This is a genomic window from Dyella amyloliquefaciens, from assembly GCF_004296575.1.
GTDB classification, from domain to species: Bacteria; Pseudomonadota; Gammaproteobacteria; order Xanthomonadales; family Rhodanobacteraceae; genus Dyella; species Dyella amyloliquefaciens.
In genome coordinates, this window is record NZ_SAYT01000003.1 from 160,694 (window position 1) to 181,060 (window position 20,367).

Below are 20,367 nucleotides of genomic sequence, written 5' to 3' on the forward strand. Positions count from 1 at the left end.
TTGCTGCGCTGGCTTGCAGGCGTGCTGCTGGTGGCGCTGCCGCTTTGGACGGCGGCGGCGACGGCGGTCATCTATCAACCGCAGCGGCGGGACAGGGATGTGGCAGCGGCACAATGGCCCAGGCTTTTTGCCGAGGTGCGCAAACAAGGGTTTGACACGCTGGTCGTGCAATGGACCCAGTACGGCGATGCCTTCGCCAACCCCGACGAGCATGCGTGGCTGCTGCAGCGCGTGCGCGATGCACGTGCCGCTGGCCTGCATATCGTGCTCGGACTGGGTAGCGATCCCGCCTTCTTTACGGTGCAGAACCAGAAAAAGGGCGACGAGATGACCGGCTACCTGCAGTCGTTGTCCCGGCGCAACGCCGAAGTCGCCCATCGATGGGTTGCCGATCTCGGCAGCGACGCAATTGCCGGCTGGTATCTCCCGATGGAGATCGACGATGTCCGCTGGAACGATCCGAAGGCCCGGGTACAACTTCGTGATTATCTGTCCACGGAGCAACGCCAGCTCGACGGCATCGCGCCGCGACCCGTCTACGTGACGTCGTTCTTCGCGGGTCATATGGCGCCCGACAGCTACGCGGCGCTGGTGGCCGACGTGCAGCGCAGCGGCGTGCGGGCCTGGGTGCAGGACGGGGCGGGCACGCAGCGGTTGGAGCAAGGGGCGCGCAATCTCTATCTGGCGGCTGCCGGACAGTGCGAAGGAGCCCATGCCCAGGGATTCGTCTATGAGATGTTCCGACAGACCGGTACGGACCAGGCGTTCACGGCGACCGCGCTGTCGCCAGCAGATGCGGATGCGACTCTGGCACGCCGCGCGCCATGCGGCGGCGACAGCGTGTTTTTCGAGCTGCGTTACTTGCCGGTCGCCGATGGCGTACTGCCGCGCTAGTCGGTGCGGTCGGTCGAAGCGTTCGTCAGCGGAAAATTCGCCGAACCGGAAAAAACGAAACGCCCCATCGGGGCGTTTCGTGCCTTGGCCCATGTGCGCGAATCGCACGCATGGCCAAGGGTTACAGCGTCTTGAATCGCTCGCAGCGGTTACTGCGGAGCCTTCAGCGGGGCGATCGTCTGGTTGAGCGTGGTCCAGTAGGACTTGGTGTAGGGCACCATTTCCTCTGCGTAGTTCCACCAGAAGACACCGCCGATGAACTTCGGATCCTTGAGCGTATTGACCATCGGGTAGTACGTCGTGATCAGGTTGTTCTGTACCGACACGGGAGCCTTGATGCTCGACGTGCCGATTTCACCGAAGCCGACCTTGGCATTCGGGAACATGGCTTCCAGGGCGGCGAAGTCCGTCGTCCAGTTCGGGGTCAGGCCCGGGCAATCCTGGTACGGGTAGTAGCTGAACAACGCATAGTCCGTGTTCTGCAGCACCGTGCTGGGCAGGAAGGTGGTCGGCCAGGTGCGCCAGTTGTCCGTGGTCTTCTCCCAGCAATTGTTGCCCTTGGGATCGTTGTTGTAATACAGCGTGATCGCGGTCTTGCCACCGGCAGCCTTCACGATGTTGTGGGCAGCGGTCACCATCTGGCCGATGGCCTGCTCCTGGGAATTGACCGTGGCGGCATTGCCGTTCGGGTTGGCGCGCAGCCATTCGCCGTTGATCTCGTTGGCGATTTCCCACACGTCAACCGTACCGTTCAAGCCGTTGACCAGTTCCTTGGTGCGGGCGGTGTAGGTGTTGATGTCGGTCGGGAAGTAGTACGAGTCCATGATCTCGCCCATCACGTAGGCGACGGTGTGCAGCTTGACCAGGGCGGGGTAGTACTGGGCGGCGGTGGTACCGGGGTCGAACACGACGCGCACGGTGGGCTTGTACGGCAGCTTGGTGAGCGAGGTGACGATCGCATTGATGTTGGACACATCGTCCACGGTGACACCGTAGATCGGCGCCTTGATGGCGGCGGCTGCCTGCGCATGGGCATTCATCGACAGCGGCGCCGAGGCGGCATAAAGCGACATCGAAACTGCAACAGGAACAAGGAACTTCTTTGCGGCAATGGCGAGTTTAGTCATTGAATAGGTTTTCGCGTACTTGGGCGATCCCTTACCCGGAATTGGAATGAGTGGCACAGAGGCAACTGGTTTTGGCCACGACATGTCGGCAATGCCACGGTGAAAGTCGGTGGCATCGGGTTAGTCGTGCTCATCCGAGCACTGGTAAAAGTCGTCCATAGAACGGCCTCCCCCTTCCCCTGAGCGCGAGGCCAGAGGTGGTGGGCGAAAGCCATTCGGGGTACCGGCAAAGACGACGTGCCACGGGGTGACCGATGCGAACTCGGCATGCAGCGCCCGAGTTGATCGATATCGCCCTTCCTGAGCGGGGTGGATGACGCGTACCCGGGAATCACGCACCGGGTTTCTGCTGGCGGGGTGGAGTCTAGCGAATCGATCCAACCGTTGATCAAATTTTGGTTAGATTCGTCGTTTTTTTGTGACTTTCGCGTGTTTCTTGAAATGACGCACATTGCGCCATACGCGTGATGCTGTCGCAGATGGTATTGAGTTCAAGGAACAGAAGATCGAGATAATCGGCACAAAGCGATGAGCTCAAAGCACATTATCCCGTCATGCGAAGACTATGGCGTGACAGGTATCCGTGTTGTGCCTTTCGTCTGGCCAACGGCCGCGTGAAGGCGATGCGGAGAGTGCGTAAACGTGTACCGCACGGTGTAGCAGTCAGGATTTTACGAAGTGCGGGTCTCGCGAACTTTGCGATAGGGAGGCGGATATGTCGATGAGTGCGAAAGACTGTCGATCACTGGCCGGCCAGTGCCTATGCGGCGCGGTGCGTTATGCCGTGCAGGACGCCTTCGTTTACGCGGTCTACTGCCACTGCTCGCGATGCCGGCGAACGACGGGCTCGGCATTCAAGCCACTAGCCGGCATCGAACGCGGCAAGCTGTCGATCGTTGAGGGTGAAGCCGATGCCACGCGTTTCGGGGATGAGCAGGGCTACGACCTGCATTGCCGGCGCTGCGGTTCGCTGCTCTATTCCGTGGTTCGCGAGGGCCAGTTCGTGCACGTCGCGATGGGGACGTTGGTGGATGAGCCGTCCATACGACCGGACAAGCATATTTTCGTGGGTTCGAAGGCCGCCTGGTTCACCATCACCGACGGATTGCCGCAATTCCTCGAACACGGGAATTAGCTGCACAAAGAAAACCCCGCGCATGGCGGGGTTGTTCGGAATCAGGATGGCATGCCTGGAGATGATTGCTGACGGTTGCGGTACGTGGCTTCCGTTTCCCTGTAGAGACCGGACCAGGGGTCCAGCACATAGCCGTCGACGGGCTCGGCCGATGTGCGCAAGGTAGACGGGAACTGTTCCTCGCTGGCAAAGGGTGTATCCAGAGTTGCGGTGTCCATAAGCACTCCTCGATTCTGTCGCGGGGATTTCAGACTATCGATCGGCGTGTTCGGGACCGGTTAAGTTCTCTGCGCGATATAGCGAACGCAAAACTTATGAACGGTCAAATCATTGTCCGACAGGGATCGTACGATCCGGCGGCATGTATCGGACAAGGTGGAGGCAGGCATGTTCGCGCAAGAGTCCGGCTGTCTTTGTCTCCGTCATGTCACAATGAAAGTCCCCACATCGCTCCCCCTTGACGCTCCGCGATGAATATCAACAAAGACGCTTATCGTCAGTTTCAGGAAGAACTGGCTGCACTGGACAAGGAAAAGGAACAGCGCCAACGACGCACGGCTGAGTCGCCGATGGAAAGTGCCAGGCGCGAATTTCTGTCGTTGCGCGATCGCTACCACCTGAGCGTTGCGGATGTGATCGCCTTCTTTCCCGAAGAGGAGGGCGTCGTTTATCTCCAGGGCTTGATCGCCGCTGCGGAAGCTGCGCCGGCAGTTGCCCGCAAGCGTCGGACAAAGCGACAGGTGGAAGACGGGCAGCCTTGAGCACGACGTCCCGTCGCCTTGCTTGAATGCCGTCACGGGATGGGCACTTGCCGGCAGAGCGGCCCGTGACGCCTCCGTAACAGCCGTTCTGCGATACACGGGATGAGCTTGTCGGGAGGCGAACATGATTGAGCAGATCAGCGGACTTCCGCCGGGAGCGCTGGGGTTTCGTGCCAGCGGGCAGGTGACGGCGACGGACTATGAGCGTGTGCTCGTGCCCGATATCGAGGCCGCATTCACCCTCAATCGCAAGCTTCGCCTGCTTTATCACGTCGGTCCGGACTTCACCGGATTCGATCCGGGAGCCATGTGGGACGATGCGATGCTCGGTTTCCGGCACTTCAGCGGCTGGGATCGCGTGGCGCTGGTGACCGATGTGCAATGGCTTCGGGTTGCCTCGCTGGCCATGGGCTTCGCGATCCCGGCGCACTTCAAGTTGTTCCGCAACGCTGAGATCGACCAGGCGCTGGGATGGATCAGCGAGCCCCGGCCGCCGGAAGAAGAAGGGAACACCTGAAACCTTTTTCTCCTATTGCCACGGCACGCAGGCTGTGGTGAAGTCGCTGTCATGACGCTTCTTCACGCCCGTATCGTTGCCATGGTCGCCGCATCCGCGGTGGCGAACGAGCACGTGCGCGCGCTGAACAACAATAACGCCAATAACAATACCCGCAATGACGGGTGGGCCGGCGTGTAAGCAACACAGATCCATACACACGCAAAAAGGCCCGCTCACAGCGGGCCTTTTTGTTTTTCTGCCTCGCGAAAAACAACCAGGAACTCCATCCCATGTGTTCGATCTTCGGCATGTTTGATCTGCAACCCGGCGACGACCTCGCCAGCCTGCGCCAGCAGGCGCTGGAACTGTCCCAACGCCAGCGTCATCGCGGGCCCGACTGGAGCGGCGTGTTCGTCGATGCCGGCGTGATCCTGGTGCACGAGCGCCTCGCCATCGTCGATCCCGCCAGTGGCGCACAGCCGCTGCGTTCGCGCGACGGCGAGCTGGCCCTGGCCGTGAACGGTGAGATATACAACCACCGGGAGCTGCGTGCCGCCAGCGGTTACGACTTCACCACGGGCTCGGACTGCGAGGTGATCAACGCGCTGTATCGCGAACAGGGATCGCCGGCGGAGTGGGTGGGCAGGCTCAACGGGATATTCGCCTTCGCGCTGTGGGACAGCGAGGCCGCGCGCTATGTCATCGCGCGCGATCCGATCGGCGTCTGTCCGTTGTATTGGGGACACGACAGCGTGGGACGCTTGTGCGTGGCCTCCGAGATGAAGGCCCTGGTCGGCATCTGCGCGGACGTCGCACCGTTTCCCCCGGGACATGTGTACGACAGCGTCGACGGCGAGTTGCACAGGTACTACCGGAAGGACTGGCGTGACTACGCGCGTACCGAGGGCCACGCGGTTTCGTCGGACGCGTTGCGCGAGGCATTCGAGCAGGCGGTACACCGCCAGTTGATGACCGATGTGCCCTATGGCGTGCTGCTGTCGGGTGGGCTGGATTCCTCGCTGGTCGCCGCGTGTGCCGCACGGTTTGCGCGCCGGCGCGTGGAGGACAACGACCAGGCCGAAGCGTGGTGGCCGCGCCTGCATTCCTTTGCCATCGGTCTCGAAGGCTCACCCGATCTCGCGGCGGCGCAGGTGGCTGCAGATGCGCTGGGTACGGTGCACCACGGCTTCGTCTATACCTTCTGGGAAGGCCTGGATGCGTTGCCCGAGGTGATCCGCCACATCGAAACCTACGATGTCACCACCATCCGCGCCTCCACGCCGATGTACCTGCTGGCACGCCGCATCAAGGCCATGGGCGTGAAGATGGTGCTGTCGGGCGAAGGGTCGGACGAGATCTTCGGCGGCTATCTGTACTTCCACAAGGCGCCTTCGGCCGAGGCCTTCCACGAGGAAACCGTGCGCAAGCTCGATGCCTTGCACAGTTACGACTGCCTGCGCGCGAACAAGTCGATGATGGCCTGGGGCGTGGAGGCGCGTGTGCCGTTCCTAGACCTCGAATTCCTCGACGTCGCCATGGGCATGGACGCCCGGCACAAGATGGCCGGGCAGGGACGAATGGAGAAGGCCGTGCTGCGCGAAGCGTTCCAGGGTGCGCTGCCCGACAGCATCCTGTGGCGACAGAAGGAGCAGTTCAGCGATGGCGTCGGCTATGGCTGGATCGACGGATTGAAGGCGCATGCCGAGCAGACGGTGAGTGACCGCGAATTTGCCGCGGCGGCCACGCGCTATCCGCACAACACGCCGGCCACCAAGGAGGCGTACCTGTATCGCCGCATCTTCGAGAAGTTTTATCCGGGTCAGGCCTGTGCGGAGACGGTACCTGGCGGCAAGTCCATCGCCTGTTCGTCGCCGGCGGCACTGGCGTGGGACCCGGCGTTTGCCGCGGCGGCGGATCCGTCCGGGCGAGCGGTGCGTGATGTGCATCAGCAGGCGTTGACCTGAGTCCAGGCTCTACCTGTGGGAGCGCACCCTGTGCGCGACTGGCGCAAGCAGCAGGCCTGCGCTTCGCCGCAGTCGCGCACAGGGTGCGCTCCCACAATCATGCGTATGAGAAGTTGTCAGTGCAGGTTGTCGTGCACCAGTACGCAGGTGTGGCGGCGATCGAAGTCGAAGAAGAAGTCCATGTCGCCCAGCGAGCCGCTGCCGAGGATGTAACTCCACGGCAGGTCGGCATCGCGGAACACGCCGAACGTCATCTGGATGGGCTGGCCTGACACGATCACTTCGGCGGTGGCCTGGCTCACGCGCGCTGCATGCGTGGCCCCGACATCGCGAATGCGCATGCGGCGGTTGTAGATGGCTTTCACTTCGTCCATCGCCGCCTGGTTGCCGTTGAGGTAGAACGCGCTGCCGCTGTCGAGCAGGGTGGTGCGCGGCGTGCCATTGATGGACAGGTTGGTGACGGCACGCAGGCTGTTGGCCCACACGCTGGTCGAGACCAGCATGGGATCGTCACAGGCGGGACGGTTGCCGTCCTTGCCGTAGACGATCAGCTCGCGCTGAGTCAGGCGGAACGCACCCAGCAGGCGAAGGATGTCCATGCCGATCAGGTGCCGGTCGGCGGGTACGATCTCCACCGGCACGTTTTCCAGCGTGATCTCGCCGATATGCGCGGATTCGAGGATGCCGTGTTCGGTGGGAATGTTCTTGGAGAACACGCCCCGGGTACGACCATCGATGCCGACGGAACGAACGCCCAGTCGCTCGGCAGTGTCCTGGTCCAGGACGAGCGGCCCTGCGCCGGTATCCAGCGTCACGCGGGCCGACTCTCCATTGGCCGCCTCCACCCGCAGTGCACCGCGCTGGTCATAGGAAGCCTTGAGCAGCGGGATGGAAAAATCACCCTCGGGTTTGCTCAGGCGAAACTCCGGTGTCTCGCGGCGTGCAGCCACGTAGGTCGACATGCTGTCCAGTTCGGATTGCGGTACCCGGCCGGCGAACCGCTTCACCATGTCCAGCTCGTCGGCTTCCGCCGCCTTGGCGCCCTGCGCCAGGCGCAGGTTGCCGTTGGCGAGGCGGGCGCAGTACAGCGCCACGCCCGGCCGCTTGCCGATCAGCTCCTTCTCGCAGAGGCGGGCGTCCTCGGTGGCCTTGTCGAGGTTGTAGTGGATGCGTTCCAGTGCCATGGCGGCCAGCACGTGGGCAATGGGATCGGGGTTGTGCTGGTAGATGTCGAGCAACAGCGGCACGTCGACTCGACTGAGCGACTGGTTGACGGCATCCAGTGCCTGCCGCAGGGTCATGCTGGCGGGGGGCACGGGTGTCACGGCCGGAGGCGCGGCTTCTTCCGCCATGAGTGGCGTACCTGCCACTACCGCCATGAGCACGGCACTGCCAACCTTCGCCATCCACGATGCCATCTGCGCTTCCCTGCGTTGTAGGAGCGCGGAGTATAGGGAGCCACGGTGACGGTTTCATGCGGTGCCGGCGCTGGCTCCTGCCGGGGGCGGGAACCCCCGATCCGGCCTCGCTCTGCTACCATGCAAGGCCGTTTTCCCATGATTTCCCATCCATGATCGAAACCAATCCGATCCTTGCGCAGATTGCGGACCTGAAGGGCCGCGTCGAGTCGCTTAGGGGGTATCTTTGACTACGCCACCAAGCGTGAGCGTCTCGAAGAAGTAAGCCGCGAACTGGAAAGCCCCACCGTGTGGGACGATCCGCCGCGCGCGCAGGAACTGGGCCGTGAACGCGCCCGCCTGGACACCATCGTCAACGGCATCGACAGCCTCACGGCCGGCCTGGCCGACGCGAGCGAATTGCTCGAGATGGCCGCCGCCGATGGCGATGAGGACACCATCCAGTCCGTCGTCACCGATCTGGCCAGCCTCGAGGCCAAGGTGGCCAAGCTGGAATTCCAGCGCATGTTCTCCGGCAAGATGGACGCCAACAACGCGTTCGTGGACATCCAGGCTGGCGCCGGTGGTACCGAGGCGCAGGACTGGGCGGAAATCCTGCTGCGCATGTATCTGCGCTGGGCCGAATCGCGTGGCTGGAAGACCGAGTTGCTCGAAGTCTCCGGCGGCGAAGTGGCCGGCATCAAGTCCGCCACCTTCCGTGTGGAAGGCGACTACGCCTATGGCTGGCTGAAGACCGAGATCGGCGTGCACCGCCTGGTGCGCAAGAGCCCGTTCGATTCGGACAACCGCCGCCACACCAGCTTCACCTCGGTGTTCGTGTCGCCGGAAGTCGATGACGACATCGATATCGACATCAACCCGGCCGATCTGCGCACCGACGTGTACCGCTCGTCCGGCGCCGGTGGTCAGCACGTGAACAAGACCGAATCGGCGGTGCGTATCACGCATATCCCGACCAATACGGTCGTGGCCTGCCAGACCGAACGCAGCCAGCACGCCAACCGCGATCGCGCGATGAAAATGCTGGCAGCCAAGCTGTACGAGCTGGAGCTGCAGAAGCGCAATGCCGAGAAGGATGCGCTGGAAGCCTCCAAGTCCGACATCGGCTGGGGCAGCCAGATCCGCAACTACGTGCTGGACCAGAGCCGTATCAAGGATCTGCGCACCGGCATCGAGCGCTCGGATACGCAGAAGGTGCTCGACGGCGACCTCGACGAATTCATCGAGGCCAGCCTGAAGTCGGGCCTGGATGCGGGCGCCAAGCGCGTGGATGCCTGATCGCAAGCCATGGAATTTGCCAACGGAGGCATTGCCCGCATGAACAGCAGGAAGACTTTCCGGATTCTGGTCGTGTGGGCAGCCCTGGTGGCATTCCATGGTGCAGCCTTCGCGCAGCAGGAGGACACATCGTCCTCCTCCGGCCAGGGCATCAAGCAGGATGCCAAGGCAGCGGGCAAGGATATTGGCGATGCGGGCCGCAACGTCGGGCATGCCACCAAGGATGCGGCTGTCACGGTGGGGCACGGTGCCAGGGATGTGGGTGTCGCGGTCGGCCACGGCGCGAAAGAAGCCGGCCAGGGCATCGGGCATGGTGCGAAAGAGGGCTGGGACGCCACCAAGCACGCGGTAAAGCACGTGTTCGGCAAGGACGATTGACCGTCAGCGCAGCGGGCAAGCATGGTCCCGCGCGTCCGGTGATCGGATGAACATTAGACATGCGTCCGCCAAAGCGCGCGGGCGCCGGCAGCTACGGAAACCTCATGACTGAACCGACCGATATCCAGCCCATCGACGAGAACAAGCTGATCGCCGAGCGCCGCGAGAAACTCAAGGCGTTGCGCGGGCAGGGCGTGGCGTTTCCGAACGACTTCAAGATGGATGCGTTTGCAGGCGACCTGCAGGCCGAATTCGCCGATGTCGAGAAGTGGACCGGCGAAGCCATCGAGGCCCTGGGCCGCCAGGTGAAGGTGGCAGGCCGCATCATCCTCAAGCGCGACCAGGGCAAGGTCGCCTTCGTGCAGATGCAGGACTTCAACGGCCGCATCCAGCTGTTCATCCACCAGGGCACGGTGGGGGAGGACACCTACAAGGCGTTCAAGGGCTGGGACATGGGCGACATCGTCGGCGCCGAGGGCGTGCTGATGCGCACGCGTACCGGCGAGCTGTCGGTGAAGGTGGAGAAGCTGCGCCTGCTCACCAAGAGCCTTCGCCCGCTGCCGGACAAGCACCACGGCATGGCCGACGTGGAACAGCGCTACCGCCAGCGTTACGTCGACCTGATCGTCACCGAGGAAGCGCGCCGCACGTTCGCGCAGCGCTCCAAGATCATCGGCCATATCCGCAAGTGGCTCGAAGCCGAGCCGCGCCGCTTCATGGAAGTGGAAACGCCGATGATGCACGTGATCCCGGGCGGCGCCACGGCGCGTCCGTTCGTCACGCATCACAACGCGCTCGACATGGACCTCTACCTGCGCGTGGCGCCGGAGCTGTACCTCAAGCGCCTGGTGGTCGGCGGTTTCGATCGCGTGTACGAGATCAACCGCAACTTCCGCAACGAGGGCGTGTCCACGCGCCACAACCCCGAATTCACCATGCTCGAGCTGTACCAGGCGTATGCCACGTACACCGAGATCATGGACCTCACCGAGGAAGTGATCCGCGACACCGCGAAGCACGTCATCGGCAGCACCAAACTCAACTGGGAAGGCAACGAGATCGACGTCGGCCCGGCGTTCCGCCGCTGGAGCATGGAAGACGCCGTGCTTGAGCTGAACCCGGACATCCGCCGCGAAGAGCTGCGCGATCGCGAGGCGATGGCCGCGCACGCCAAGCGCCTCGGTTGCCAGGTGAAGGAAGGTTTCGGCTGGGGCCGCCTGCTGCTGGAAATCTTCGAGAAGACGGTGGAGCACACCCTGATCCAGCCGACCTTCATCACCGATCATCCGGTCGAGGTGTCGCCGCTCGCACGCGAGAGCGATACCAACCCGGGCATCACCGACCGCTTCGAGTTGTTCATCAACGCCAAGGAACTGGCGAACGGTTTCTCCGAGTTGAACGACCCGGAAGACCAGGCCGCGCGCTTCATGGCGCAGGTGGAAGCCAAGGCGTCCGGTGACGACGAGGCCATGCACTTCGACGCGGACTACATCCGCGCACTGGAAGTGGGCCTGCCGCCGACGGGCGGCCTGGGCATCGGCATCGACCGCCTGGTGATGCTGCTGACCGGTTCGGTGTCGATTCGTGACGTGCTGTTGTTCCCCTATATGCGCCCGGAGGCCTGATATGTGGTTCGCCATCATTGGTACGGACGTGTCCGATTCGCTCGAAGCCCGTAAGGGTGCCCGCCCTGCGCATATCGCGCGCCTGCAGAAGCTGCTGGACGAGGGACGTCTGATGCTGGCCGGCCCGTTTCCGGCGATCGAGGCGGAAGATCCGGGCCCGGCCGGGTTCACCGGCAGCCTGATCGTGGCCGAGTTCCCGACGCAGGCCGATGCGGAAGCCTGGGCCCAGGCCGACCCGTACGTGGCTGCCGGCGTCTACGCCAGCGTCGCCATCCAGCCGTTCCGCAAGGCGCTGCCGTAAGCATGGGCACGCCCATGGTCGAGCAGATCCGCGAGCGCCTGCAGCAGGCGCTCGATCCCGTGGCCCTCGAAGTGCTGGACGAGGGCTACAAGCACGTGGGCCACGCCAACGACGGCAAGGGGCATTTCCACGTGCGCGTGGTCAGCGCGGCGTTCGCCGGCCAGCTGTCGATCAAGCGCCACCGTCAGGTGTACGCGGCCCTGCAGGGCCTCATGGACAACGGCATCCACGCGCTTTCCATCGACGCCAAGGCGCCGGGCGAATAAGCCCGGCAGTCCCTACGGCGGTGTCTCGGCGAGGGCTGGGATTTGCAGGCATGGCTTCCTTCAAAGAGCACTGAAGGCGCTGGATTCCCGCTTTCGCGGGAATGACGGATAAGGCCTCGCCGATAAATTCTTTTATAACATTGACTTGTGAGTCAGTGTTAAAGTGAAACATCGAGCCAGAACGCATTGCGGCTGGGGCCTGCGTTTGGCACAGTGACCCATCGCCCGACCGCGTCGGGCTTCACCTATTTGGCTGCTGACGCCCGCATGCGCCTGACCACGATCAAACTCGCCGGTTTCAAGTCCTTCGTGGACCCGACCACCCTGCACCTGCCGACCAATATGACCGGCGTGGTGGGGCCCAACGGCTGCGGCAAGTCCAACATCATCGATGCCATCCGCTGGGTGATGGGCGAGAGCGCGGCCAGCCGCCTGCGCGGTGATTCGCTCACCGACGTGATCTTCTCCGGCTCCAACGCGCGCAAGCCGGTAGGCCAGGCGACGGTCGAGCTGATCTTCGACAACTCTGACGGCACCATCCAGGGCGAGTACGGCCAGTACGCCGAGATCTCGGTGAAGCGCCAGGTGACCCGTGACGGGCAGTCGGCGTATTACCTCAATGGCGCGCGCTGTCGTCGCCGTGACATCACCGACCTGTTCCTGGGCACGGGCCTTGGTCCGCGCAGTTACTCGATCATCGAGCAGGGCATGATCAGCCAGATCGTCGAGGCTGCCCCCGACGAGCTGCGCACGCACCTGGAAGAAGCGGCCGGCATCTCCAAGTACAAGGAGCGGCGCAAGGAAACCGAGAGCCGCATCAAGTCCACCCGCGAGAACCTCGACCGCGTGCGCGACGTGCGCGACGAGGTAGACAAGCAGCTCGAGCACCTCAACCGCCAGGCCCGCGCCGCCGAGCGCTGGAAGGCGCTGAAAGAAGAGCAGGTGCGCAAGGAAGCCGAACTGCGCGCACTCGAATACCGCGGCCTCAAGGGCCAGCACGACAAGGAAGGCTCGGGCCTGAATGCGGCCGAGGTCGAGATCGAAAAGTTCGTCGCCATGCAGCGCCACCAGGAAGCGCAGATGGAGACGGTGCGCGAGCGCCACACCGAGGCCAGTGAGCATCTGAACACGGTGCAGGCCGAGGTGTACAAGGTCGGCGCCGAGATCGCGCGCGTCGAGCAGCAGGTGCGCTTCAACCGCGAAACCGCCGACCGGCTGCAGCGCTCGCAGGGCGAGGCCGAACGCGAACACGCCGAGCTGGCCGAACACATCACCAACGACCGCACGCAGGTGGAAACGCTGCGCATGGCGCTGGCGGAAGGCGAGCCGAAGCTGGAGTCCCTGCAGCAGATGCAGGATGACACCGGTGAATCGCTGCGCGACACCGAAACCAAGCTGGCCGACTGGCAGCAGCGCTGGGATTCGCACACGCGCACCGCGGGCGAGTCCAGTCGCGCCGCCGAAGTGGAGCGCACCAAGCTCAACTACCTCGATCGCCAAGGCATCGATCTTTCGCGTCGCAAGGAGACGCTGGAAGCGGAGCAGAAGGCGACCGACGTGGCTGCGCTGGACGCTGCCGCGGAACAGTTGGATATCGAACACGACACGCAGCGTGAGCGCGTGGAATCGTTGGGCCAGTTGCTCGACCAGCACAAGTCGGCTCACGAGAAGGTGCTCGACGAAGAGCGCCAGGTGCAGTCCTCGCTCAACGAGGCGCGCCAGCAATTGCAGACCGCACGCGGTCGCCAGGCTTCACTGGAAGCCCTGCAGCACGCCGCGCTGGGTCAGGAAGAAAGCGCCGCCAGCGGCTGGCTGAGCCGCCTGGGCCTGGACAAGTCGCGTCGCCTGGGCGAATCGCTGCAGGTGGAAGCTGGCTGGGAAACGGCCGTGGAAACCGTGCTGGCCGGCTATCTCGATGCCGTGCTGGTGGACGATGCGCACGGACTGGCCGCCGAGTTCGCTTCGCTTGAGAACGCCGACGTGGCCCTGGTCGATGGCGCCGAAGGTGGCGCTCATACGGCGGGTACGCTGGCTGCGCACGTGCGTGGACCGGCCGCGGCGATCTCCATCCTCAGCCATGTGCTCACGGCTGATTCGATCGAACACGCGCATCAGGTCGTGGGTGGCCTGTCGGCGCTGGCGCCTTACCAGTCGGTGATGACGCGCGGCGGCGAATGGATCGGTCCGGGCTGGGCCCGCGTGCGTCGCGCGCAGGGCAACCAGGTCGGCGTGCTGGCACGCGAGCGCGAGATGCGCACGCTGGCAGAACAGATCCTGGCGCTGGAAGAGCGCATCGAGGAGGCCACCAATACGCTGGACGACCTGCGCACGAGCAAGTTCGAAGCCGAGCGCGCGCGCGATGACGCGCAGCGCGAGCTGTACAACGCGCATCGCCGCCAGTCCGAACTGGCCGGCCAGCTGCAGAGTCACCGCGGCAAGATGGAAACTGCCCGCGCCCGCGCCGAAAAGGTGGCCGGCGAGCTCGGCGACCTGATCAGCCAGCTGGACGAACTGCAGACGCAGACGCGCGATGCGCGCGCGCGCCTGGATGAATCGGTCGGCCACATGGGCGACCTGGAAGACCAGCGCCGCGAACTGGAAAACGAACGCCGCGCCCTGCTGGAAGCACGCGAAGAAGCGCGCATGAATGCACGCGAGGCGGCGGACCAGGCGCATGCCCTGGCGCTGTCGATGGAATCCAAGCGTTCCTCGCTCAGCTCGCTGGAGCAGGCGCTGGCGCGCATGGAAACGCAGCTGCGCCAGATCGAAGCGCGCCGCAGCGAAATTGCCGAGCAGCTTGCCGCCGGTTCCGATCCCATTGCGGAGCTGGAAGCCGAGCGCCAGACCTATCTCGACCAGCGCCTGCTGGTGGACAAGCAGCTGGTGGAAGCACGCCGCGCCCTGGAAGACTGCGACGGCGAGTTCCGCCGCCTGGAGCAGGAGCGCCAGCGCATCGAGCAGGTGCTCAACGGCCTGCGCGAAAACCTCTCGCAGAAGCGCCTCGCCGCGCAGGCACTGCAGTTGCGCGCCGAGCAGCTGGCCGAAGCCATCACTGCATCCGGCCTCGAGCTCGAACCGCTGCTGGCGGAGCTGGCGGAAGACGCCGACGCCAGCCAGTGGCGTTCGGCGCTCACCGACATCGGCCAGAAAATCGTGCGCCTGGAGCCGGTGAATCTTGCGGCGATCCAGGAACACGCCGAGCAGAGCGAGCGCAAGACCTATCTCGACAACCAGCTCGCCGACCTTGCCAGCGCCATGGAGACGCTGGAAGCGGCGATCAAGAAGATCGACCGCGAGACGCGCCAGCGTTTCAAGGAAACCTTCGACCGCGTGAACTCCGGCGTGCAGGAGCTGTTCCCGCGCCTGTTCGGCGGTGGCCATGCGTATCTCGAACTCACCGGCGACGACCTGCTCGACACCGGTGTGGCGATCATGGCGCGGCCGCCGGGCAAGCGCGTGTCCAATATCACCCTGCTTTCCGGCGGTGAAAAGGCGCTCACCGCCGTGTCGCTGGTGTTCGCCATCTTCGGCCTCAATCCCGCGCCGTTCTGCCTGCTGGACGAGGTGGACGCGCCGCTCGACGAGGCCAACGTGGGCCGCTTCTCCAACATGGTGAAGGAGATGAGCGAGAAGGTGCAGTTCATCTTCGTCAGCCACAACAAGGCAACGATGGAAGCCGCGACGCAGCTGTGCGGCGTGACCATGCGCGAAGCCGGCGTATCGCGATTGGTGCAGGTGGATCTGGCAGAAGCCGCTAAACTTGCGGGCGCAGCCTGAGGATTTTCGACATGACCCCACAACCCGTGCTCGCCTTCGCCTGGAATCCCGCCGTCGGGGTTCCGATGTTGATCGTCGGCCTGATCGTGCTCGCCCTGATCTGGTTGTTCGGCCAGCCGAAGAAAGAGCAGGGCAGGCGTCGCTTCGTGCCCAACGTGTCCGGCGAACGCCGCGAGCCGACCTTTGGCGGCGGTGATGGCGAGGTGGGCGACGAACCCTCGTTCAATGCACGCGATGACTTCCAGTTGGATGCCGGCGACCACCTGCCGATGCAGGGCGAGCTGGACATGGGCCTGCGGGAAGAGCTGGAGCGCCTCGGCGCCACGCTCGCCGGCGGCAAGGACAAATTGGAGCCGGCACCGCTCGGCAGGCCGCAGGGCATTGCTGCTTCGATCGTCGATGCGCTGCGCGCACCGCCGGAACAGTTCGAACAGAGCCTTGCGCACGGCCACGCCGAGCCTGCGCCGCTGCCGCGCGCTGCTGCACCGGAGCCGGTGATCGCACAGGCACCCGTTGCTCCCGTGGCGGCTCCCGCCCCGGCCCCGGCTGGGCCGTACATACCGCCGCGTTCCGACCTGGGTCGTCGTCCGGAACGCATGCCCGTCGAACGCATCGTCACCCTGTTCGTGGTGGCGCGCGAAGGTAGCGTGTTCCATGGCGCCGACCTGATCGTCGCGGCCGAGAAGGCCGGACTGGAATTCGGCGACATGGGCATCTACCACCGCCTGGTCGACGGCAAGCGCGAGCAGGGCCCGATCTTCAGCGTGGCCAACATGCTCAAGCCGGGCAATTTCGACCTGACCCGCCTGGACGCGCTGCGCACTCCGGGCCTCAGCTTCTTCATGACGTTGCCTGCGCCCATCCCGGCGCTGGATGCCTGGGACACCATGCTGCCTACCGCGCAGCGACTGGCCGAACTGCTGGATGGCCAGGTGCTGGACGAGGAGCGCAATGCGCTCGGTCGCCAGCGCATCGCGCATATCCGCGACGAGCTGCGCGGCTGGGATCGCGACCACGAAGGCAAGGAAATCACCTTCGGCCGGTAAGCCGGCAAGCGGACCTCTGTGGGAGCGCACCCTGTGCGCGACAACCCCACGGCGAAGCTAGGCCCTGATCGCGCACTGGGTGCGCTCCTACAGGGAGGCGCCTCGCTCTTGTAGGAGCGCACCCAGTGCGCGATCCCGGGCCGCCATACCTGCCCGGCCCGTCCCGCGAAAGGGATGCCCCCAAGACCGGCCCCCTCAGGTTAGAGTGCTACCCAAGGAGGGGAGCATGGCCTGGACATCGCTGCGTCACCTTGCCTGGCTGGGACTGGTGGCGCTGGCCGCCTGTACCCACTCGGACCTTCGTCCCGACTACCCGCGCGTCGCCAGCACCGTCTTGCCGGTGCAGGCCGACGCTCCGCTGGTGGCCTATGCCGCCCGCATGACGGCGCAACATGGCACCGACTCGGGTGTCCGGCTGATCAGCGATTCCGGCGATGCGCTGCTTGCCCGCATTGCGCTGGCCGACCGCGCCAAGCACTCGCTGGATATCCAGTACTACATGTTCCACAGCGACGCGACCGGCGAACTGCTGGCGCAGCGCCTACTGGCCGCCGCCGACCGCGGTGTGCGCGTGCGCCTGCTGCTGGACGACCTGCACGTGGCGGGCAACGACAAGGTGCTGCGGGTGCTCGATGGGCATCCCAACATCGAGATCCGCCTGTTCAATCCTTTTCTCGAGCGCAACTCCTCGCTATGGGGCATGGGCAAGCAGTTCGCGGGGGACTTCTCGCGGCTCAACCGTCGCATGCACAACAAGGCGTTCGACGCCGACGGCGCGATGGCGATCGTGGGCGGGCGCAATATCGGTGACGAGTATTTCGATGCCGACAACAGCGTGAACTTCCGCGACCTGGACGTGCTCGCGGTGGGACCCGTAGTGGCCGAGGTCGGTCAGGCTTTCGACCGCTACTGGAACAGTCCACAGTCGTATCCCATCGGTGCCTTCCACAAGCACGAACCGCGCCCCGAAGAACTGGAGGATCTGCGCAAGTCCATGGCTTCCCATGCGCGCACGTTCAGCCAGAGCAGTTATGCGCAGAGCCTGGTGGCTCGCGTCGGCGATCTCTCGCGCGAAACGCCGTCCGAGCAATGGGCCTGGGGGCAGGCCGAATACCTCGCGGACGACCCGGAGAAGGGCGACCCCGATGCCAACAACCGCGACCTGCACATGGCGCCCGCGATCCGCGCATGGCTCGACGAAGCGAAGACACAGGTGACCCTGATTTCGCCGTACTTCGTGCCCGGCAAAAAAGGCGTGGCCTACCTGCAGGGGATGCGCGAGCGTGGCGTGGACGTCGACGTGCTCACCAACTCCCTGGCCTCCACCGACGCGGGCAACGTGTATGTAGCCTATGCGTCCTATCGGCCGCCCTTGTTGAAGGCGGGGGTGAAGATCTACGAACTGAAGCCCGACGCACGCAGGAGCGGTGGCGGCAGCCATTTCTTCGGTTCGTCCAGCGGCGCCAACAGCCTGCACGCGAAGGCGTTCGTGGTGGATGCGCAACATGCCTTCGTGGGGTCGATGAACCTCGATCCGCGTTCCATCGACATCAACACCGAAGACGGCGTGATCATCCATTCGCCGGCGCTGGCCAAGGCCTTGCTCGCGATCTTTGCCGATGCCACCAAGCCCGAGCACGCCTACCAGGTGCTGCTCGATGCGAACGGCAAGGAGTACTGGGAGGGCAGGCAGGCGGATGGCGAGATGATCCGCTACGACCACTCGCCGGAAACCAGCTGGTGGCGGCGTTTCAAGGTCAACGTGGGCGGACTGCTTCCGATCGAAGGGCTGCTCTGACGAGGCAGGCAGCCCGGGCCTTCGCTCAGACGTCCTGCGGATGTGCCGCGTGGAAGTGGCGCTTGAATGCCACCTCGTCAGTGGAAGGTTCTTCCAGCTCGCGCGCATAGCGATGGCCGGCATAGATCGCGTGGGCGATCAGGCCGGGTGCCTCGGCGTCGCCGATACAGCGCAGTGAGCGGATACCTGTGTCGGTCCACTCGGCTTCGCGCTCAAGCAGCGACTGATACAACGCGTCGTCGGGCAGGCGGGCCGTCACCGTGACGATGGCATCGCAGGCTTGCTCGATGCGCGAGCCGTCCCAGGTGTTTTCCAGCATCAACACTCCGCCGTCGAATCCTGCGACGGAGTGGGATACCTGCACATCGATGCCCTGCTTGGCCATCCGTTTGCGGATGTGGCGATAGTCCAGCGTATTCACGCTCCACGGCGCCACGCTGTCTTCGGGCGTTACATAGGTGACCTTACAGCCGTGCTGGTGCAAAAGATCCGCGGCGATGCTTGCGTAATAGAAGCCGTCATCGTCGAAGACGGCCACGTTGCCCGAGGGAAGGCGACCATCCATCAGGTCATCGAGCGTGAAAACAGAAGGGTGAGCGGCGAGACAGTCGATGCCCATTCCATTGCTGCGTCCGAAACCGTCGCGGCGCCAGTGGCAACCCGTGGCAAGCACAACGTGTTCCGCACCGAAGTCGAGCACGTCCTGGGCGGATAGCACCGAGTCGAGATAGACCGAGACGTTCGTGAGTTTGCCGATCTGGCCAACTCGCCAGTCGCGCACGCGCGCCCATTCGGCCAGGCCAGGCAGGCGCACTTCACGGGTGACGCGTCCGCCCAGTTCGCGGCGTGCTTCGGCCAGGCTCACGTCATAGCCACGTTGTCCGAGCGCACGGGCGGCTTCCAACCCCGCGGGGCCGCCGCCAACCACGAGTACGCGGCTGGCGTGGCGCCTGGGTGGCAGGCGTTCGGGATGCCAGCCCTTGCGCCATTCCTCGCCCATGGTCGGGTTCTGCGTGCAGCGGATGGGAGAGATGGTCATGTCACCCGAGACGCAGATATTGCAGCCGATGCATTCGCGGATATCGTCGACGCGACCTTCCTCGATCTTGCGGGGGAGGAACGGATCGGCGATGGAGGGACGGGCGGCGCCGATCAGGTCGATCACGCCGCGACGGATCTGCGACACCATCGTGTCGGGCGAGGTGAAGCGGCCCACGCCGACCACCGGCTTGGTGGTGAGTTTCTTGACGAAGGAAACGAACGACTCCTGCGCGCCCTCGGGAGCGAAGCGCGAGGGCACCGAGTCGTTGTACCAGGCGGCGAGGTTGACGTCCCACAGGTCGGGCAGCTCAGCGAGCAGGCCGACGATGTCGTGCGCCTCGGACAGTTCGACGCCTTCGGGACCAAGCAGTTCGTCCGTCGCGAAGCGCAACGCCACCGCGCACTTGTCGCCCACGGCTTCGCGGGTGTCCTGCAGTACTTCGCGCAAGAGGCGCACGCGGTTTTCCAGCGTGCCGCCGTATTCGTCGCTGCGGTGATTGCGCCGACGCTGCAGGAAGTGCATCGGCAGCGAGAGATCGTGTGCCGCGTAGACATAGATGATGTCCATGCCCGCACGCTTCGCACGTAGCGCCGCCTCCTTGTGCCAGCGGCGGTACTCGCGGATGTCCTTCAGCGTCATCGCGCGCGCCTGCGACGGGTAGCCGTATTTGGACGGCTGGTGCGACGGACCGATCAGCACTTCGCGCGAGTAGAGGTTCGACGCCGTCGGACCGTTGTGGGTCAGCTCCACGGCAGCGAGCGCGCCGTGCGCGTGCACCTTGTCGCACATCAGCGCGAGGGCAGGGATGTCACGGTCGTCCCACAGCCGCGCCTCCACGTAGGGCGTGAGGTCGCCGGTCGGATGGATCTCGCATTCTTCGGTGGACACCACGGCCCAGCCGCCTTCGGCTTTCACTTCACGCATGGCCGCGTGCGCCAGTGGCATGGCGTGGCCCATGCCGTTGCAATGCGGCACCTGGAAGAAGCGGTTCTTGGTCCTGACGGGGCCGATCTGCACCGGGGTAAAGAGGATGTCGTAGCGTGGATCGCGCATGGCTG

Annotated in this window: 18 protein-coding genes; 14 read left to right on the forward strand and 4 right to left on the reverse strand. The window is 64.4% G+C overall.

The features are described from left to right. The gene (locus EPB08_RS09230; protein ID WP_165418457.1) at positions 1-894 is read left to right on the forward strand and encodes a DUF4434 domain-containing protein; all 894 of its coding nucleotides are present in this window, start codon (positions 1-3) and stop codon (positions 892-894) included. A gap of 149 nt (positions 895-1,043) precedes the next feature. Here the strand turns inward: EPB08_RS09230 and EPB08_RS09235 are convergent, their stop codons facing one another. Further along, positions 1,044-2,021, reverse strand: coding sequence for a hypothetical protein (locus EPB08_RS09235; protein ID WP_130618798.1), 978 nt, complete (start codon positions 2,019-2,021; stop codon positions 1,044-1,046). Positions 2,022-2,742: 721 nt separating this feature from the next. Between EPB08_RS09235 and EPB08_RS09240 the strand changes: the two genes are divergently transcribed. Further along, positions 2,743-3,156, forward strand: a complete 414-nt coding sequence (locus EPB08_RS09240) for a GFA family protein (RefSeq protein ID WP_130618799.1) — start codon at positions 2,743-2,745, stop codon at positions 3,154-3,156. 41 nt (positions 3,157-3,197) lie between these two features. Here EPB08_RS09240 and EPB08_RS21050 read toward each other — a convergent pair whose 3' ends face one another. Beyond that, the gene (locus EPB08_RS21050; RefSeq protein ID WP_165418459.1) at positions 3,198-3,374 is read right to left on the reverse strand and encodes a hypothetical protein; all 177 of its coding nucleotides are present in this window, start codon (positions 3,372-3,374) and stop codon (positions 3,198-3,200) included. A gap of 252 nt (positions 3,375-3,626) precedes the next feature. On the opposite strand from EPB08_RS21050, the gene EPB08_RS09245 reads away from it, so the two are divergent. From EPB08_RS09245 to asnB, 4 genes are all read left to right on the forward strand, one after another. Beyond that, positions 3,627-3,917, forward strand: a complete 291-nt coding sequence (locus EPB08_RS09245; RefSeq protein ID WP_130618800.1) for a 2-hydroxyacyl-CoA dehydratase — start codon at positions 3,627-3,629, stop codon at positions 3,915-3,917. 124 nt (positions 3,918-4,041) lie between these two features. Beyond that, entirely contained in the window at positions 4,042-4,434 is a 393-nt protein-coding gene (locus EPB08_RS09250) for a SpoIIAA family protein (RefSeq protein ID WP_130618801.1), read from the forward strand. Between the two features lie 51 nt (positions 4,435-4,485). Next, positions 4,486-4,614 carry a hypothetical protein gene (locus EPB08_RS21355; protein WP_267873346.1) on the forward strand — a complete coding sequence of 43 codons (129 nt, stop codon included), beginning with the start codon at positions 4,486-4,488 and terminating at the stop codon, positions 4,612-4,614. Between the two features lie 92 nt (positions 4,615-4,706). Next, on the forward strand, positions 4,707-6,380 hold the full coding sequence (gene asnB / locus EPB08_RS09255; protein WP_130618802.1) for an asparagine synthase B: 1,674 nt from the start codon (positions 4,707-4,709) through the stop codon (positions 6,378-6,380). A gap of 116 nt (positions 6,381-6,496) precedes the next feature. On the opposite strand, the gene EPB08_RS09260 is transcribed toward asnB, so the two are convergent. Further along, entirely contained in the window at positions 6,497-7,798 is a 1,302-nt protein-coding gene (locus tag EPB08_RS09260) for a retropepsin-like aspartic protease (RefSeq protein WP_229238278.1), read from the reverse strand. 152 nt (positions 7,799-7,950) lie between these two features. Here EPB08_RS09260 and prfB point away from each other — a divergent pair. The 8 genes from prfB to EPB08_RS09300 all read left to right on the forward strand — a co-directional run bounded on the left by prfB (position 7,951) and on the right by EPB08_RS09300 (position 18,267). Beyond that, a protein-coding gene (prfB, locus tag EPB08_RS09265) for a peptide chain release factor 2 (RefSeq protein ID WP_130618803.1) occupies positions 7,951-9,076 on the forward strand; the annotation gives its coding sequence in 2 pieces (ribosomal slippage) (positions 7,951-8,025 and positions 8,027-9,076; 1,125 coding nt in all). Positions 9,077-9,115: 39 nt separating this feature from the next. Beyond that, positions 9,116-9,454: a hypothetical protein gene (locus EPB08_RS09270; RefSeq protein ID WP_130618804.1), complete on the forward strand. Its 339-nt coding sequence runs from the start codon at positions 9,116-9,118 to the stop codon at positions 9,452-9,454. A 104-nt stretch (positions 9,455-9,558) separates the two neighbouring features. Further along, entirely contained in the window at positions 9,559-11,079 is a 1,521-nt protein-coding gene (lysS, locus tag EPB08_RS09275; protein ID WP_130618805.1) for a lysine--tRNA ligase, read from the forward strand. Between the two features lies 1 nt (position 11,080). After that, the gene (locus EPB08_RS09280) at positions 11,081-11,380 is read left to right on the forward strand and encodes a YciI family protein (protein ID WP_130618806.1); all 300 of its coding nucleotides are present in this window, start codon (positions 11,081-11,083) and stop codon (positions 11,378-11,380) included. Between the two features lie 2 nt (positions 11,381-11,382). Beyond that, on the forward strand, positions 11,383-11,646 hold the full coding sequence (locus EPB08_RS09285; protein WP_130618807.1) for a BolA family protein: 264 nt from the start codon (positions 11,383-11,385) through the stop codon (positions 11,644-11,646). Positions 11,647-11,913: 267 nt separating this feature from the next. Further along, positions 11,914-15,423: a chromosome segregation protein SMC gene (gene smc, locus EPB08_RS09290; RefSeq protein WP_130618808.1), complete on the forward strand. Its 3,510-nt coding sequence runs from the start codon at positions 11,914-11,916 to the stop codon at positions 15,421-15,423. Positions 15,424-15,434: 11 nt separating this feature from the next. Then, entirely contained in the window at positions 15,435-16,469 is a 1,035-nt protein-coding gene (gene zipA / locus EPB08_RS09295; RefSeq protein WP_130618809.1) for a cell division protein ZipA, read from the forward strand. A 226-nt stretch (positions 16,470-16,695) separates the two neighbouring features. Continuing rightward, positions 16,696-18,267 (forward strand): phospholipase D family protein, encoded by a 1,572-nt coding sequence (locus EPB08_RS09300; protein ID WP_130618810.1) that lies wholly within the window; start codon positions 16,696-16,698, stop codon positions 18,265-18,267. Positions 18,268-18,292: 25 nt separating this feature from the next. Here the strand turns inward: EPB08_RS09300 and EPB08_RS09305 are convergent, their stop codons facing one another. Beyond that, on the reverse strand, positions 18,293-20,362 hold the full coding sequence (locus EPB08_RS09305) for an oxidoreductase (RefSeq protein ID WP_130618811.1): 2,070 nt from the start codon (positions 20,360-20,362) through the stop codon (positions 18,293-18,295). Between the last annotated feature and the right edge of the window lie 5 nt (positions 20,363-20,367).